The organism is Sulfitobacter sp. 1A12056 (genome assembly GCF_043558125.1).
GTDB classification, from domain to species: domain Bacteria; phylum Pseudomonadota; class Alphaproteobacteria; order Rhodobacterales; family Rhodobacteraceae; genus Sulfitobacter; species Sulfitobacter faviae.
This window is the reverse complement of the sequence record NZ_JBIFFY010000005.1, coordinates 198,190-212,139: the sequence shown is the minus strand read 5'-3', so window position 1 is coordinate 212,139 and position 13,950 is coordinate 198,190. Positions and strand designations below refer to the sequence as shown.

The 13,950-nt window shown below is 63.0% G+C and carries 15 protein-coding genes; 10 read left to right on the top strand and 5 right to left on the bottom strand.

Annotated features, from left to right (window positions below; all coding sequences use genetic code 11):
• Positions 1–26: 26 nt before the first annotated feature.
• From ACGYLD_RS12005 to ACGYLD_RS11960, 10 genes are all read left to right on the top strand, one after another.
• Complete coding sequence (locus tag ACGYLD_RS12005; protein ID WP_271692132.1) at positions 27–722, top strand: SRPBCC family protein; 696 nt, start codon at positions 27–29, stop codon at positions 720–722.
• A gap of 10 nt (positions 723–732) precedes the next feature.
• On the top strand, positions 733–1,920 hold the full coding sequence (locus tag ACGYLD_RS12000; protein WP_394402674.1) for a zinc-dependent alcohol dehydrogenase: 1,188 nt from the start codon (positions 733–735) through the stop codon (positions 1,918–1,920).
• Positions 1,921–1,937: 17 nt separating this feature from the next.
• The gene (locus ACGYLD_RS11995) at positions 1,938–2,084 is read left to right on the top strand and encodes a hypothetical protein (protein WP_156505615.1); all 147 of its coding nucleotides are present in this window, start codon (positions 1,938–1,940) and stop codon (positions 2,082–2,084) included.
• A 200-nt stretch (positions 2,085–2,284) separates the two neighbouring features.
• The gene (locus ACGYLD_RS11990; RefSeq protein ID WP_271692130.1) at positions 2,285–2,929 is read left to right on the top strand and encodes a hypothetical protein; all 645 of its coding nucleotides are present in this window, start codon (positions 2,285–2,287) and stop codon (positions 2,927–2,929) included.
• 17 nt (positions 2,930–2,946) lie between these two features.
• Complete coding sequence (locus tag ACGYLD_RS11985) at positions 2,947–3,915, top strand: Gfo/Idh/MocA family protein (protein ID WP_271692129.1); 969 nt, start codon at positions 2,947–2,949, stop codon at positions 3,913–3,915.
• 88 nt (positions 3,916–4,003) lie between these two features.
• Positions 4,004–5,608, top strand: a complete 1,605-nt coding sequence (locus ACGYLD_RS11980) for a flavin monoamine oxidase family protein (RefSeq protein ID WP_271692128.1) — start codon at positions 4,004–4,006, stop codon at positions 5,606–5,608.
• Between the two features lie 3 nt (positions 5,609–5,611).
• On the top strand, positions 5,612–6,046 hold the full coding sequence (locus tag ACGYLD_RS11975) for a cytochrome c (protein WP_271692127.1): 435 nt from the start codon (positions 5,612–5,614) through the stop codon (positions 6,044–6,046).
• Between the two features lie 3 nt (positions 6,047–6,049).
• The gene (locus ACGYLD_RS11970) at positions 6,050–6,745 is read left to right on the top strand and encodes a c-type cytochrome (protein ID WP_271692125.1); all 696 of its coding nucleotides are present in this window, start codon (positions 6,050–6,052) and stop codon (positions 6,743–6,745) included.
• Positions 6,746–6,781: 36 nt separating this feature from the next.
• Complete coding sequence (locus ACGYLD_RS11965) at positions 6,782–8,251, top strand: TrkH family potassium uptake protein (RefSeq protein WP_271692124.1); 1,470 nt, start codon at positions 6,782–6,784, stop codon at positions 8,249–8,251.
• A 10-nt stretch (positions 8,252–8,261) separates the two neighbouring features.
• Positions 8,262–8,903 carry a TrkA family potassium uptake protein gene (locus ACGYLD_RS11960; protein ID WP_271692123.1) on the top strand — a complete coding sequence of 214 codons (642 nt, stop codon included), beginning with the start codon at positions 8,262–8,264 and terminating at the stop codon, positions 8,901–8,903.
• Between the two features lie 5 nt (positions 8,904–8,908).
• On the opposite strand, the gene ACGYLD_RS11955 is transcribed toward ACGYLD_RS11960, so the two are convergent.
• Genes ACGYLD_RS11955 through ACGYLD_RS11935 form a run of 5 tightly spaced genes read right to left on the bottom strand, consistent with a single transcriptional unit; the run spans position 8,909 to position 13,942 of the window.
• Entirely contained in the window at positions 8,909–9,625 is a 717-nt protein-coding gene (locus tag ACGYLD_RS11955) for a cytochrome c oxidase assembly protein (protein ID WP_271692122.1), read from the bottom strand.
• An 18-nt stretch (positions 9,626–9,643) separates the two neighbouring features.
• Positions 9,644–9,973 carry a hypothetical protein gene (locus tag ACGYLD_RS11950; RefSeq protein WP_271692121.1) on the bottom strand — a complete coding sequence of 110 codons (330 nt, stop codon included), beginning with the start codon at positions 9,971–9,973 and terminating at the stop codon, positions 9,644–9,646.
• Positions 9,970–12,507, bottom strand: a complete 2,538-nt coding sequence (gene ctaD / locus ACGYLD_RS11945; protein ID WP_271692120.1) for a cytochrome c oxidase subunit I — start codon at positions 12,505–12,507, stop codon at positions 9,970–9,972. Before ctaD ends, ACGYLD_RS11950 begins: the two co-directional genes overlap by 4 nt.
• Positions 12,504–13,445 (bottom strand): cytochrome c oxidase subunit II, encoded by a 942-nt coding sequence (gene coxB, locus ACGYLD_RS11940; RefSeq protein WP_271692119.1) that lies wholly within the window; start codon positions 13,443–13,445, stop codon positions 12,504–12,506. Before coxB ends, ctaD begins: the two co-directional genes overlap by 4 nt.
• Positions 13,442–13,942: a cytochrome c family protein gene (locus tag ACGYLD_RS11935; protein WP_271692118.1), complete on the bottom strand. Its 501-nt coding sequence runs from the start codon at positions 13,940–13,942 to the stop codon at positions 13,442–13,444. Before ACGYLD_RS11935 ends, coxB begins: the two co-directional genes overlap by 4 nt.
• Positions 13,943–13,950 lie beyond the last annotated feature (8 nt).

Here is a 13,950-nt window from a genome sequence, read left to right as displayed (position 1 = left end):
CATACTTAGCAACAGGAGGTTTCTTGATGACATCTTATCCTTACGATCAGCGCAGCGCCGCCGAAGGCGCGCGGGACGCGCTGACAGAGCGGCAAAGCTCGCTGTTCTGGGGGCTCGGCGTCGGCGCGCTTGCTGGGGCCTCTGCCTATGCGCTCTACGCCGCGCGGCGGGATCGTGACGGGCTGAGCCATCGGCCAGCAGATTCCGCGCCCGGACGCAGCGCAAAACAGGCGCGTTTCGGCGATTATGCCGTCGTCGGACGCACGGTGACGATCGATCGCCCGCGTGACGAACTCTACCGCCACTGGCGCGACTTCACAAAGCTCTCAGAGTTCATGGAGAACGTGAAGGCGGTCGAGCCGATCGACGCCGCGAAGGGTCAGTTCCGTTGGATGATCGCAGGCCCGGCGGGGACAGACCTGCGGGTCGAGACCGAGGTGGTCAGTGACAAACCGGGAAAAGAGATCGCGTGGCGCGCCCTCGACGGTTCGCAGATCGATACCGAGGGCAAAGTCTCGTTCCGCGACGCGCCGGGCGACCGGGGCACCGAGGTGGAGGCGATCATCGCCTATAACCCGCCCGCCGGGGAGTTGGGGCGCTGGATCGCCAAGCTGTTTCAGACCGAACCCGCGCTTCAGGGGCGGCGGGATTTGAAGCGGTTCAAAATGCTGATGGAGACCGGCGAGATCGCCACCTCCGCCAATCGCAAATCGGACAAGTGAGGAGAGAGACATGCGCGCATTGACATGGCAAGGCAAGCACGACGTGCGGGTCGATACGGTCCCGGACCCGGAAATCGTCAACCCCCGCGACGCCATTATCGAGGTCACCTCGACCGCGATCTGTGGCTCTGACCTGCACCTTTATGATGGCGTGATCCCCGGCGTCATGGCGGGCGATATTCTGGGCCATGAGTTCATGGGCCGGGTGGTCGAGACCGGACCCAAGAGCACCCTCAAGAAAGACCAGCGGGTGGTGGTGCCTTTCACCATTTCCTGTGGCTCCTGCTTTCACTGCAAAAAGACCCAGTATTCGGCCTGCGACAACTCCAACCCGGCGGACAAACAGGATTTGACCGAAAAGCAATTCGGCCACGCGGTCGGCGGGTTGTTTGGCTATTCTCATCTGACCGGCGGCTATCCCGGCGGACAGGCAGAATATGTGCGGGTGCCCTTCTCTGACGTGGGCCCGATAGTCATTCCCGAAGGGTTCGACGATGACGATGTGCTATTCCTGTCGGATATTCTCCCGACCGGCTGGATGGCCGCCGAAAACGCCGACATCGAAGAGGGCGACACCGTCGCCGTTTGGGGCTGCGGCCCGGTGGGGCTTTTCGCCGTGCAAAGCGCGCTCAAGATGGGTGCCGCACAGGTCATCGCGATCGACCACTACCCGAACCGGCTGAACCTCGCGCGGCAGATGGGGGCCAAGGTCATCGACTACACCCAGACCCATGTGCTGGAGGCGCTGATGGAGATGTCGGGCGGTCACGGCCCCGATGCGGTGATTGATGCGGTCGGCATGGAAAGCCACGGTTTCGCGCCCGATACGATGATGGACAACGTCAAACAGGTGGTCGGCGTCGGTGCTGACGGAGGCCATGTGCTGCGTGAAGCGATCATGGCTTGCCGCAAGGGCGGTCGCGTCTCGGTCCCCGGTGTCTATGGCGGCTTCCTCGACAAGTTCCCCTTGGGCGCGATGATGGAGAAAGGTCTGCAAATCCGCACCGGCCAGACCCATGTGCAGCGCTACACCAAGGAGCTGTTGCACCGCATCGCCGAGGGCGAGATCGACACCCGCTTTATGATCAGCCACCGCCTGCCGCTGGAGCAGGCCGCCAAGGGCTATCACAACTTCCGCTTCGATCAGAACGACTGGACCAAAGTGGTCCTCAAACCCGGCATGCAGGCCGCTGCATAGCAAAAAAGGAGAGTGACATGCCGAACGAGCCAGATCACGCCAAAGAGAAACGCCCGCCCCATCGTGAGCGCCACAATGCGCAGGACGACCACGAGGGCGCGGCGCACCGCCCCGAGGAGTTCGACCCAAAGAACCCGCAAAAGGTGGTGAAGCAAGAGAAGTGAACGGCAAAGCAGCGCGAGAAAATCGCGCTGCTTTTATCGCCCGGGCATTTTCCGGGCGCCATCTCACGCACGCAGAAGGGGCAGATTAGACCCCGCGAATATTAACCGATTTCATAGAAAGGCAGAAAAGGATGCCACAGTTTCACAAAACCCTATCGCTCATATGCCTTCTGGGCCCCGCTGGGGCCTTGGCGCAAACGGTGGATCAGACATCCACCACAGCCCCGGAGATGGAGCGGAACACCTCCGCCTCGGATTGGAGCCTAGAGGTGGGCGTCACGCCGAAATTCTTTTACCGTCTCAACGATGGCCCCGGTGCCGCCGAAAGCGCGGAGATCGAGGCTTTTGCGGAGGTCGCCTATGGCCCGGCCTATTTCCACGCCCTCGTTCTATCGCTGGACGACCCAAGGGATGACGCGCAATTCGAACTGACGCTGGGCCACCGTGGCGATCTCACGGAGAAACTGGCCTATGACGCCTATTACACCCGCTTTCTGCGCGATGAGACGGGCGATGTGCGCGGCGAGTTGCATGGCAAATTCGACTATAGCGTGAGCGAAGAGTGGCGAGCCACCGTCGATCTGGGGGGCGAGCCGGAGCGGGGCGATTGGGTCTATAAGCTCGAAGGCGGCTATACGTTCAACGACCGCGTTGATGCCTATGCCTTTGTCGAGCGGGACGATATTCTGGATTATACGGGCTATGAGGTCGGGGTGAACTACGATCTCGACGAGGGCAACGCGCCGCTCGATGCGTCATTGCTCAGCTATGTGAACCACACCGAGGGCGGCGACACAGTCTTCGCGGTTCAGATCACGCTGTCGCGTTTTCTACTGGGCGATTGATGCGGGGGGAAACAGCTATGGCAACTGAAAAGAATTTGGTTCTGCTCGGCGGGGCGCATGTGCATCTGTCCGACCATCTGGCGCATATCGCACAGCGCGGCTGGCGCGTCTCTCAGGTTTTCGACCGGGATGAGGCGCGCCAAGTGGCGCTTTGTAGCCAGCTCAAGGCCAGCCGGGTCGCGCTGACTGACCTTGCCCGATTGGATGTGCGCGGCGCGATTGTGTGCAGCGAAACGGTGTTTCATGAGGAGGAAATCACCGCCGCCCTGAACGCCGGTCTGCCGGTTTTTGTCGAAAAGCCGATGGCGGGCAGCGCCGAAGCGGCGCGCCGCTGCGCTGACTTGGCCTGCGAAAAGGGCTTGGTCTTGGCGACGGGGTATTTCCTACGCAGATCCGCGGCGCTTAACCACCTGCACGAGAGTATCGCGCGGGGCGCATTGGGCCAGGTGCTAGAGGCCCGCGGACGCTTTTCCCATGACGGCGGCTATGCCGATTGGCTCGACCTCGATTGCTGGATGACCGACCCGGCGCGTGCCTGCTATGGCGGGTTCGTGGATGAGGCGGTGCATGTCATCGACCTTTTTCAATGGCTTGTCGGCCCCATCGTCTCGGGCCATGCGGTCACCGGCAACGCGCTTGGCTGGCCGGTGGATGACCACGGCGCGGCCCTGATCGAATTCGCGGCCCCGCCCGGCACCGGCGTGGTTGAGGCAGGCTGGACGGATAGCGAAATGCGCCTTGAGTTGGACATCGTGGGCGAGGCCGGTTGGGCGCGTCTGCGGGCGGGTGTGCTGGACCTCGGCCTCAGAGGGCAGCAGAAACCGGTCGAAAGCATAGAGCTTCCCCCACTTGATGCAGGCGAGGGGGTAGAGCCGTTTTTGGACACTTTGGAAGGCAAGGATGCGACCGGCCTTGTGCCGCCGCAGGACGCCGCGCAGGTCAATGTCTTGCTCGATGCAATGAAACTCAATCGCGGCGGATCGTGATTTTTCCGACCTTCTTGGAACAATGACCTACGGCAGGCGTTCTTTCGTTAATTGGTCAAAAAATTTACCTGAAATAGGAGCGGTCTTTATGTCCCACCCCTCCAACGTCCGGCCCCCATCACGGCGCGATCTTTTGAAAATGATCGGTCTGGCCGCTGGTTCCTCCACTATGCTGCACGCCATGTCCTCCCTCGGGCATGCCCGGCAAAGCCCTTACAAAGGCCCCATCGAACTTTCCGGCGCGCCTCAGGGGCGCAAGGTTGTTGTGCTGGGGGCGGGTCTTGCGGGCATGTGCGCCGCGCTGGAGCTGCGCAACGCGGGCTACGAAGTCAGCATCCTAGAGTATCAAAAGCGCGCCGGGGGCCGCTGTTGGACCCTCAAAGGCGGCGATGAATTCGAAGAATTGGGCGGCTATAAGCAAAAGGTCGAATTCTCCAAAGGGCAATATATCAACATCGGCCCTTGGCGCATTCCGCATCACCATCTGGCGCTCTTAGACTATTGTCACCGGTTGAACGTGCCGCTTGAAGTATTCGTTCAGGAAAACCAAAACGCCTATCTCCATTCGCAAACGGCATTCGACGGCAAACCAATTCGCTATGGCCATGCTTGGGCGGATTACGTGGGCCAGATCACGGAATTGCTGGCCAAATCGGTCGATAAAGGGCGGCTTGATAGCGCGCTGACCAAAGAGGACACTGAGATCCTTTTGGAATCCCTGAAATCCTTTGGCATCCTCAACAATGATTACAGCTATGAGGCCAGTCTCGATACCGCTGAATACCGCGGCTATCCCGAGAATGGCGCGCCGGGCGGGGGGCTTTACAACGCCGCGCCCGAACCTTCTGAGCCGATTGCCTTGGAGGACCTGCTGAAATCCCGCTTTTGGGAAAAGATGCGCAACCACACGACCTACCGCCACCATGCGCCGATGTTCCAGCCCGTGGGCGGCATGGAGGAGATCGCCCATGCCTTTGCCCGGGAGGTGGAGGATACGATCACCTATAACGCCAAGGTTGACCGGATCCGGCAGACCGAAAGCGGGGTCGAGGTCGAGTATTCCGGCGCCGATGGCGAAGGCAGCGGCGGGGTTGAAACGGCGGATTACTGTATCTGCACCATCCCCTTTACCGTGCTCAGCCAGCTTGATGTCGATGTCTCTGCCGACATGCGCCGCGTCATGCGGGCGCTGCATTACCATGAGGCGGTGAAAGCCGGGCTTGAGATGAAACGCCGCTTTTGGGAACGGGATGAGCAGATTTACGGCGGCATCACCCTAACCGACCTGCCCATTGCCGAGATCAGCTATCCCTCGGCTGAGATGCATTCCGATGGTCCGGGCGTGCTACTGGGCTGCTATGCCTATGGGCCACATGCCTATGCCTTCAATTCGATGTCGCCCGAAGAGCGGCTTGAAACCGTGCTGGAGCAGGGCGCGCGGATCCACCCGCAGTACCGGGATGAATTCAGCAGCGGTGTGGTGCTGAGCTGGCACCGGGTGCCGTGGATGCTGGGCTGTTATTCCGATTGGGATGACCGGGGTCGCGATTATGAGATCGCCGCGACCATGGACAACCGTTTCGTCTGCGCGGGGGAGCATATCAGCTATCTGCCGGGCTGGCAGGAAGGCTCTCTGCTCTCCGCTCTGGATGCGGTGCGACAGGTCCATGACCGCGCGGTGAAGGAGGGTTGAACCATGCGTTATCTCATCTTTCCCTTGCTCATGACGCTCGCCACGCCGGGCCTTGCGCAGGAGGACAATTCTCAGGTCGATGTCGGCCGGCGTGATCTGGGCTCCACCACCGAGAAATTCACCGATAGCGAGGGGGCCGATCTTTACCGCCGCGCCTGTTCGGGCTGTCACGGGCCAGAGGGCGAGGGGGCATATGGGGCCGGGAAATACCCCGCTTTGGCCGCCAACCCGCGGCTGGGGCACAAGCGCTATCCGGTCAACCTGATCCTTGAAGGCAATGGCGCCATGCCGGCCTTTGCCGATTGGCTGGACGATGAACAGGTCGCCGCCGTCGTGTCCTACATCCAAACCAACTTGGGCAATGACTACGAAGGCGATGTCACCGCCGAAGACGTCAAGCGTATGCGGGCCGAGTTCGCCGATCTGGAGGAGGGGTAGACCATGCGACTTTCAATTCTTGTTCCCTTTGCCACCTTCATCGCCTGTGCCGCTGCGGCGCAGTCTCCGCCACCGCTCTTTGACGACGCCGATGATGGCGGCGTGGAACGTGCCCCGGATACCGCTTTGGGCCGCACCGTCGCCTCGGGTGGCGCGCAGCAGGGCGGTGTCGGCATGAAATGCATGGCCTGCCACGGTCTGGATGACGCAGGCGCAGGCTTGGGCGAGATGCCCGGTCTGGCCGGGTTGCCCGCCGATTATATCGAAGCGCAGCTTCAGGCTTTCATGGCGGGTGAACGGTTTTCGCCGATCATGGTGCCCATCGCCACCCAGTTGACCGAAGAAGAGCGTTTGGCCGTGGCGGATTACTACGCCTCCGTCGCGCCGAAACTGTCCAAGTTCGATCACGGTGCCCCGACCGATGTGGTGCAACAGGGCGGCGCGCTTGCGGCCTCTGGCAGTGACAGCGTGCCAGCCTGCAACCAATGCCACGGTGGCAGCGACACAAGCGGCGCGGCGATTCCGCGTTTGGCAGGGCAATCGGCGCAGTATATCGCCGATCAACTGGTGGCTTGGCAGAACGGCGACCGGGCGAATGGGCCGCTTAACGTCATGGAAGACATCGCCAAATCGCTTAGCGATGAGGAAATCCGCGCGGTTGCCCTATACTACCAGCAGACGCCGCCTGATGCGGAATAAAGCTACACCACCACGGATACAGATGGCCCCAAGCTGATGGCAATTCGCCCGGCCTCTTTCTTCCGGTCGGGATCCTCGACCGTGATGACCGTCGCGCGGCCGCGTGTAATTGCGCTGACCCTCGGCAAACACGCGCCGATCTTTGGCGCGTTGTGCCTGCCACCCGGCGCTTGGGCATTGGCCGAGGGGGATTTGCTGCTGGCGCTGGTCCTGCTCGCGCCTGTTGTCCTCTCGGGCGTGGTGCATGTCGCGGTGCGGTCGCGCCCGCTGCCCGATGATCTGCGCGGGATGGAAGCGATGATGACCGTGGCTTTGGTCTTTCTCATCGCCGCGCTGTTGACCACACCCGCTTTCGTCACCCTTGGCATGCCCCCCATAGATGCGTTTTTCGAGGCGGTGAGCGGCATCACCACCACCGGCCTTACGGTCGCGCAGGAGGCGGAAAGCTGGCCTTTCGCGGGCCATGTCTTGCGCGGCTGGATGCAGTGGTGCGGCGGCTTGGTGATCGCCACGGCGGTGCTGGCCCTGCTGCTACCGCGGGGGCGCCCGGCGCGGCGTTTGGGGCGGGTCGATATCCAACAGGGGGATCGCATTTCCTCGACCCGAGAGCAGGCGCGGCAGCTTCTGACCGTCTATAGCGCGCTGACCTTGGTCATGGTGCTGCTGACCATGCTGGTGATCCCCGATTGGCGTGAGGCATTGGTGCTGACCCTCGCCGCGATTTCGACCGCAGGGTTTTCCCCCCGGGCCGACAGTCTGGCCAGCTATTCGCCGCTCGGGCAGGGCATGGTTATCTTGTCCTGCGTGTTGGGCGCGATATCGCTGCTGGTCTTTGTCTTTGTCGGCCAGGGGCGGCACCGTGAGGCTTGGAAGCTCGGCTCGGTCCAGCGGGTGCTGGTGGCGATTGCACTGGCCTTGGTCATTTACCTTGCTGCGGTGCTGACCACCTCCCAAGATCGCGAACTTACGCTCTACGCCCATGCGCTGAACCTGATCTCGGGGCTAACGACGGCGGGGTTTTCCACGGGGCCGGTCTATGATGCCGGTCCCGCGTTGCTGATCCTGTTGCTGGCGATGCTTTGGGGCGGAGATGCCGGATCGACGGCGGGGGGGCTTAAGCTCAGCCGTCTGCATGTCTGTATCGGCGCAGTGGTCCATGCGGTGCAGCATGTGCGGCTCACTGAACATGCCATCGCCCCCCTGCGCCACAGTGGCCGGCCCGTCTCGACCGAAGCGGTTGTGTCGCTTTTGGCGCTGGTGCTCATCTATTTCAGCTTTGCGGGGCTCTTGTGGTTTCACTTCGTGGCCCATGGCTACCCCCCGTTGCCCGCTTTGTTCGACACGATTTCAGCGCTTTCGACCGTGGGCCTCTCGACCGGGGCGGTGGGGGCGGACATGCCCGGCGATCTGAAACTTTCGGTCGCCTTCGCCATGTGGCTGGGCCGGTTGGAATTCATCGCGGTGCTGGCGCTTTTGCTGCCACGCAGTTGGACCCGCCCAAGTTAGGAGATTACCCATGCGTATCGTCATCATCGGCGCGTCGAGCTTTGGCCTCGCCATCGCGGAGGAGTTGATCGAAACCGACCGCGAGGTCGTGTTGATCGACAAGTCGCGTGAGTTGTTAGAACAAGCGGCAGAGCGGATCGACTGCGGCATGATAGAGGGTGACGGCAGCAACCCAGACGTGCTGCGGGAAGCCTTTCGCGACGAAGACGATGTGTGCATCGCCGTGACCAACGCCTCCGAGATCAACATTCTGGCGGCGCTCATTGGCCGCTCTATCGGCTATGGCCGGGTGATCCCGCAGATCACCTCGAATGCGCTGCTGCGGGTCTGTTGCGAATTGGGTTTGGACGATGTGATCAACCCCCATGCCAAGGTCGCCGAAGACATCGTGGATATGCTGACCGGCGATGACGAGGCAATGAAAGAGCCGCTGCTACAGGATGATCTGCTGCTGACCCGCGTCACCGTGCCCGAGCGTTTGGCCGGGGAGCGGTTGGACCTGCCGGGGCAAGGCCGCCTTGTCGCGCTGATCCGTGACGGGGAAGAGCAGTTGCCGGGGCGGGATGTGACCCTGCAAGAGGGCGACGTTTTGATCGTGGTGCTGCCGCGCGACAGGCAGGAAGACCTGACCAAAGCCTTCGCGGCAGGTTGAGCCGCTCAGCCCGCGCTTTGGGCCAGCGTATCTTGCCGCAGAAGTTGCCGCACCTGAAGCGCCACCAGCACCATGAACAGGCCGCCACCTGCGACCCACATGAGCGCGCCCGCGAGTTGCTGGTCAGCCAAGGCGGAAAGCCCATAGGGCAGGGCGGTCAGCTCGTGCCAGCCATGCCACACCGTGGGGGCGAGGGTGAGGGTCACCGCGAAGGCGGTCAACTGTGCCGCGGTAAAGACCGCAGGCACCGCCGCCTGCGCCCCGGCCCCGCGGAACCCCATGAAGAGCGCAATCGCGCAGCCTGTCAGCGACAGATGCATCGCCCAATAGACAAGGTCAGACTGCAAGGTCGCCGCATAGGGCGTCGGGCTGTGCCACCCCCAAAACAGCAGGGCGAAGACCAAGGCGAGGGGCCAGAGCGGCAGCCGTACCTTCGGCAGCGCCGCCGCGATCATCGGTGCGGCAATCAGCGTGAGCAGAATATGCTGTCCCACCCGGGCCGAGAACAGCGCCATCGAGGCCGCGCAGAGCGGGGAGATGAACAAGAACGCCACCAGCGCCGCACCGCTCAGCGCTTGGCCCCGCCGCTCGGCCCGCGTCCAGAGCAGGGCCGCGAAAGCCAGCAGCCCGACCAGCAGAAAGGGGTCGAGGGTCCAACGGGTCAAAAGCTCTCCGGGGAGGGGCGGTGTGCCGCAGAATGGGGTATAGGCGTCCTGTTGCATGAGGGGTCTCCTCTTTCTCTATCCGTGGCAGCCGGGCAGGATCAGCACCGGGGTTAGATTGGCCAGCGTGGCGATGAGCGAGATCAGCCCGGTCCACCATCCCGCGCGCAGAAGGGCGGTCTCATCCCGGTTCAGGTCCGACCGCCGACCGCTATGTGCGCCCCGCCACATCCAAAAGATTTGCACCATTGCCATGGCAAGCGTCAGCACGACGGCGATCATCAGCAGGTGGTCCTGCCCCAGCAGTGCGCGCGGCGCGCAGGCGGCTGAGATCAGCGCGTAGATCAGCGTGAAATGCAGCGCCCAGAGCAGGGCTGGTTTGGCGATGCCTTCGGTCAGACCTCTCATATTGTGCCTCCTGCCAGCAGATAGGCCGCCGCCGTGACCCCGCCCATGATGGCCACCACCTTGGCGAATGTGGCGATGAGCAGGTTGGGCAGCATTTGCCCCGGCTGAACCGCGCCCACGGCTTTGCGCAGCGCATTGATGAGCGACCAGTAGAGCACCACGGCAAGGTATCCCGCTACGAAGGCGAAGAGCGCCCAGCCCACGGCGGCATAGGCCGACCCATAGGGATCGACCTCTTGGATCGACAGGAACAACAGCGCGCCCAAGGCGATGGCCCCCACGGCCAGTCCCAGATCGACGGCGATGACCAATTTGACCTTGGCCCCATAGGCCGCCCGGCGGCTGGCCCAGCTGAACAGCAGCAGGCCCAAAGCGGCGAGGGCTGCCAGACCCGCCATGAGCGGATCAGCGGCGGGTGTCGTCTCGGCCCAATGGGGCTGGGTGTTCCACAGGTAAAGCCCGGCAAAGAGCAGTGAGGCAAAGAGCGCGGCGGAGATTAGCATCGTGCCCACCACCGCCAAATGCAGGTGACTGCGCGGGTCGACGATATTGACCGGCAGGCGCAGTTTGCCCAAGCCGCTGTCGCGCAGCACGCCGCTGTCCGACGGCTCCCAAATCCACGCGGTGATCCCCGCCAGCGCGATGGCGAAACCGACCGCCACCAGCCAATAGGCCGAAGCCAGCGTCGCGCCAAAGCCAAGCGCCAGACCGAAGGCCGTGATCAGCGGCACCCATGTCGGATGGGGCAGGCGCACGATCTGCATCGGCGCGCCGGTCACGGGGTCATTGCCCATAGTCTCGCGCCGGTGGTCGGTGGTGGGGCGCAGCGCGCCTTCGACCTTATGCGCCGGGCGGTCCAGCAACTCGGGCTGGTCCCAGAGCGGCTCACGCGAGCGGACGGTGGGAATGGCGTGGAAGTTGAACCCCGGCGGGATTGGCGGAGAGAGCCATTCGAGCGTGCCCGCGCCCCAAGGATTGCGCCGCGCCCGCAGCCCGTGACGCTGGTGCCAAAAGAAGTCGAAGACAAAGAGCACCACGCCCGCGGCCAGAATGTAGGAGCCGATCGACGACAGCATGTTGAGCCGGTCCCAGCCCAGCCCCTCGGGGTAGCTGGCGATCCGACGCGGCATGCCGCGCATGCCCGTGAGATGCATCATGAAGAAGGTTACGTTGAACCCGATGAACATCAGCCAAAAGACCCAGCGGCCCAGCGTGTCCGACATCATCCGCCCGGTGAAATGCGGCATCCAGTAGTAGAGCGCGCCGAACATCGGGAAGACGAAGCCGCCGATCAGCACATAGTGCAGATGCGCCACCACGAAGTAGCTGTCATGGGCCTGAAGGTTGAAGGGTACCGCGGCCACCATCACGCCGGTGAGGCCCCCCAGCACGAAGATGAACAGGAACCCGAGGATGAAGAGCATTGGCACCTCCATCCGCGGCTTTCCCTGTGCCAGCGTGGCGAGGAAGCAGAAAATCTGTACCCCCGTCGGGATCGCCACCATCGTAGAGGCGGCGGAGAACAGCGTCAGCGACATCACCGGCAGGCCCGTGGCGAACATATGGTGCGCCCAGAGGCCGAAGCTGAGAAAACCCATCGTCACCACCGCCGCCACGGCAAACCCGTAGCCGAAGAGCGGCTTGCCCACGAAAGTCGGTAGCATCGTCGCCACCATGCCCGCGGCGGGCAGGAAGATGATGTAGACCTCCGGGTGGCCGAAGAGCCAGAACAGGTGCTGCCAGAGCAGCGGGTCGCCGCCAAGCGCGATGTCGAAGAAGGGCAGACCCAAAAGGCGCTCGGCCTCCAGAAGGATCGAGCCGATGATCAGCGGCGGAAAGCCCACGGCGATCATGAAGGCGGTGATCAGCAGATACCACATCAGGATCGGCATCTTGGTCAGGCTCATCCCCGGCGCGCGGGTGCAGAGGATCGCGGCGATGATCTCCACCGCCGCGGTCACGCTGGCGATCTCGGCGAAAGTGATGCCGATGAGCCAGAAATCCGCCGAGAGGTCCTGCGTATAGGCGCTGGTCGAGAGCGGCACATACATGAACCAGCCCCCCGCGGGCGCGGCGTCGAAGACGAAGGACGACAGCACGATGATGCCGCCGAAGAGGTAGCAGTAATAGCCAAAGGCCCCGAGCCGCGGAAACACAAGGTCGCGCGCGCCAACCATGAGCGGGATGAGATGCACCGCGAACCCCTCGAGCATGGGGATCGCGAAGAGGAACATCATGATCGTGCCATGCATCGTGAAGACCTGATTGTAGGTCTCGGAATCGAGGAAGGTATTGTCCGGCACGATAAGCTGGGTGCGCACCAGAAGGGCGAGGAAACCAGCGATCAGAAAAAAGACGAAGCCAGTGACGAGGAAACGCTTGCCCACAACCCGGTGGCTGACCGAGGACAGATAGCGGATGCCCGGCGGGGCGTCCCAGATCCGCTCGAACCCCTTGTCCGGCGCGCCCTTGGCACTGCCGGAATAGGTCTGATCCTCGGGCAGATCCACGACATATGCTTTACGGTCCGTCATTTAAGGCTCGCCAGATAGGCCGAGAGCGCGCGCAGGTCGGGCCCCGGCAGATGATTGTAAGAAGGCATCTTGGCCCCCGGTTTCATCGCGGTCGGATCCGCGATCCAACCCGCGAGCGTGCCTTGGTTCATGCGGTACATCCCCGCCCCAAGACTGCCGCGCGCGCCCACGCGGGTCAGGTCGGGCCCAAGCGTTCCGGTCTCAGCCACGCCGCGGATGGTATGGCAGGCGGGGCATCCCGCCTCGACAAAGACATCGCGCCCGCGGGTCAACTCCGCGGTGGCCGCGTCTCGCGCCTCGCCACTGCTGCGCTGCATCCAAGCGTCGAAGTCTTCGGGCTCCATCACGACGACCTCAAAGGCCATCTTGGGGTGCGACAACCCGCAGAACTCAGCACATTGCCCGCGAAAACGCCCCGTTTCGGTCGCCATGACCGGCAGGCTGTTCACCCGGCCCGGGATCATGTCCATCTTGCCGGTAAGCTTGGGCACCCAGAAGGAATGGATCACGTCGCTCGATTTCAGCCGAAAGGTTACCGGGCGGCCTTTGGGGATGATGATCTCATTGGCGCCGCGCATGGCCCAGCCTTCGGGGTCATAGACCACGTCCCACCAGAACTGTTTGCCGGTCACTTCGATGACCAGCGCCTCGGGGTCTTCCAAGGTGATGCGTTGCAGGATGACGGTGGAAAAGCCCATCAGGATCAGAACCGAGACGAGCGGCAGGGCAATGCCCCCCGCCCAGATCCACCATTTGCGCGGCGCGAGCTTACCGGCGAGGACGCCCCAGACGAAGAGCAGCAGCAGCACGAAGACCACGCCGAAAGCGACCGTCATGCCGATGGTCAGCCCGTTGATCGCCGTGGCGCCAACCCCTTCAGGCGCCAGGGCGGATTGCACGCCGTATTCGCCAAGCGTGGACTGTGCGGTCTCGCTCATTCGCGCACCTCCGATCCCAAAAGATAGGCAGCGATGTCGCGCGCTTCGTCACGTTTCAGGCCAAGGTTCGGCATGGCGGTCTCAGGGCTATGGGCGGGCGGGTTCATCAACCAACGGGTCAGATCGCCGGGGCGGTTCGGCAAGACGCCCGCCACATAGGATTGTCGGGCGAAATCATGCAGATCAGGGCCAACGGTACCTTGGGCATCGCGCAGCCCCGGCACACGGTGGCAAGCGCCGCAGCCATGAAGCCGGATCAGGGCAACCCCGCGCTGCGGGTCGGCATCCAGAAACCGGCGCGAGGCGGCTTCGTAATCCGGGGTCTTTTCCACCAGACCTTGGCGTATGTTGATCCGGGCCCAGTCCGAAACCTGCCGAGAGGCCTCTCGCATCGGATCGGCCACTGCGGCGGCAAGGCTGCTTTGCGGCGGCAGTGCGGACCAGACCATCGCGAGGGTGGTCAGCAACAGAACCGATATGACGGTGAAGACGCGCATGCCTCAGC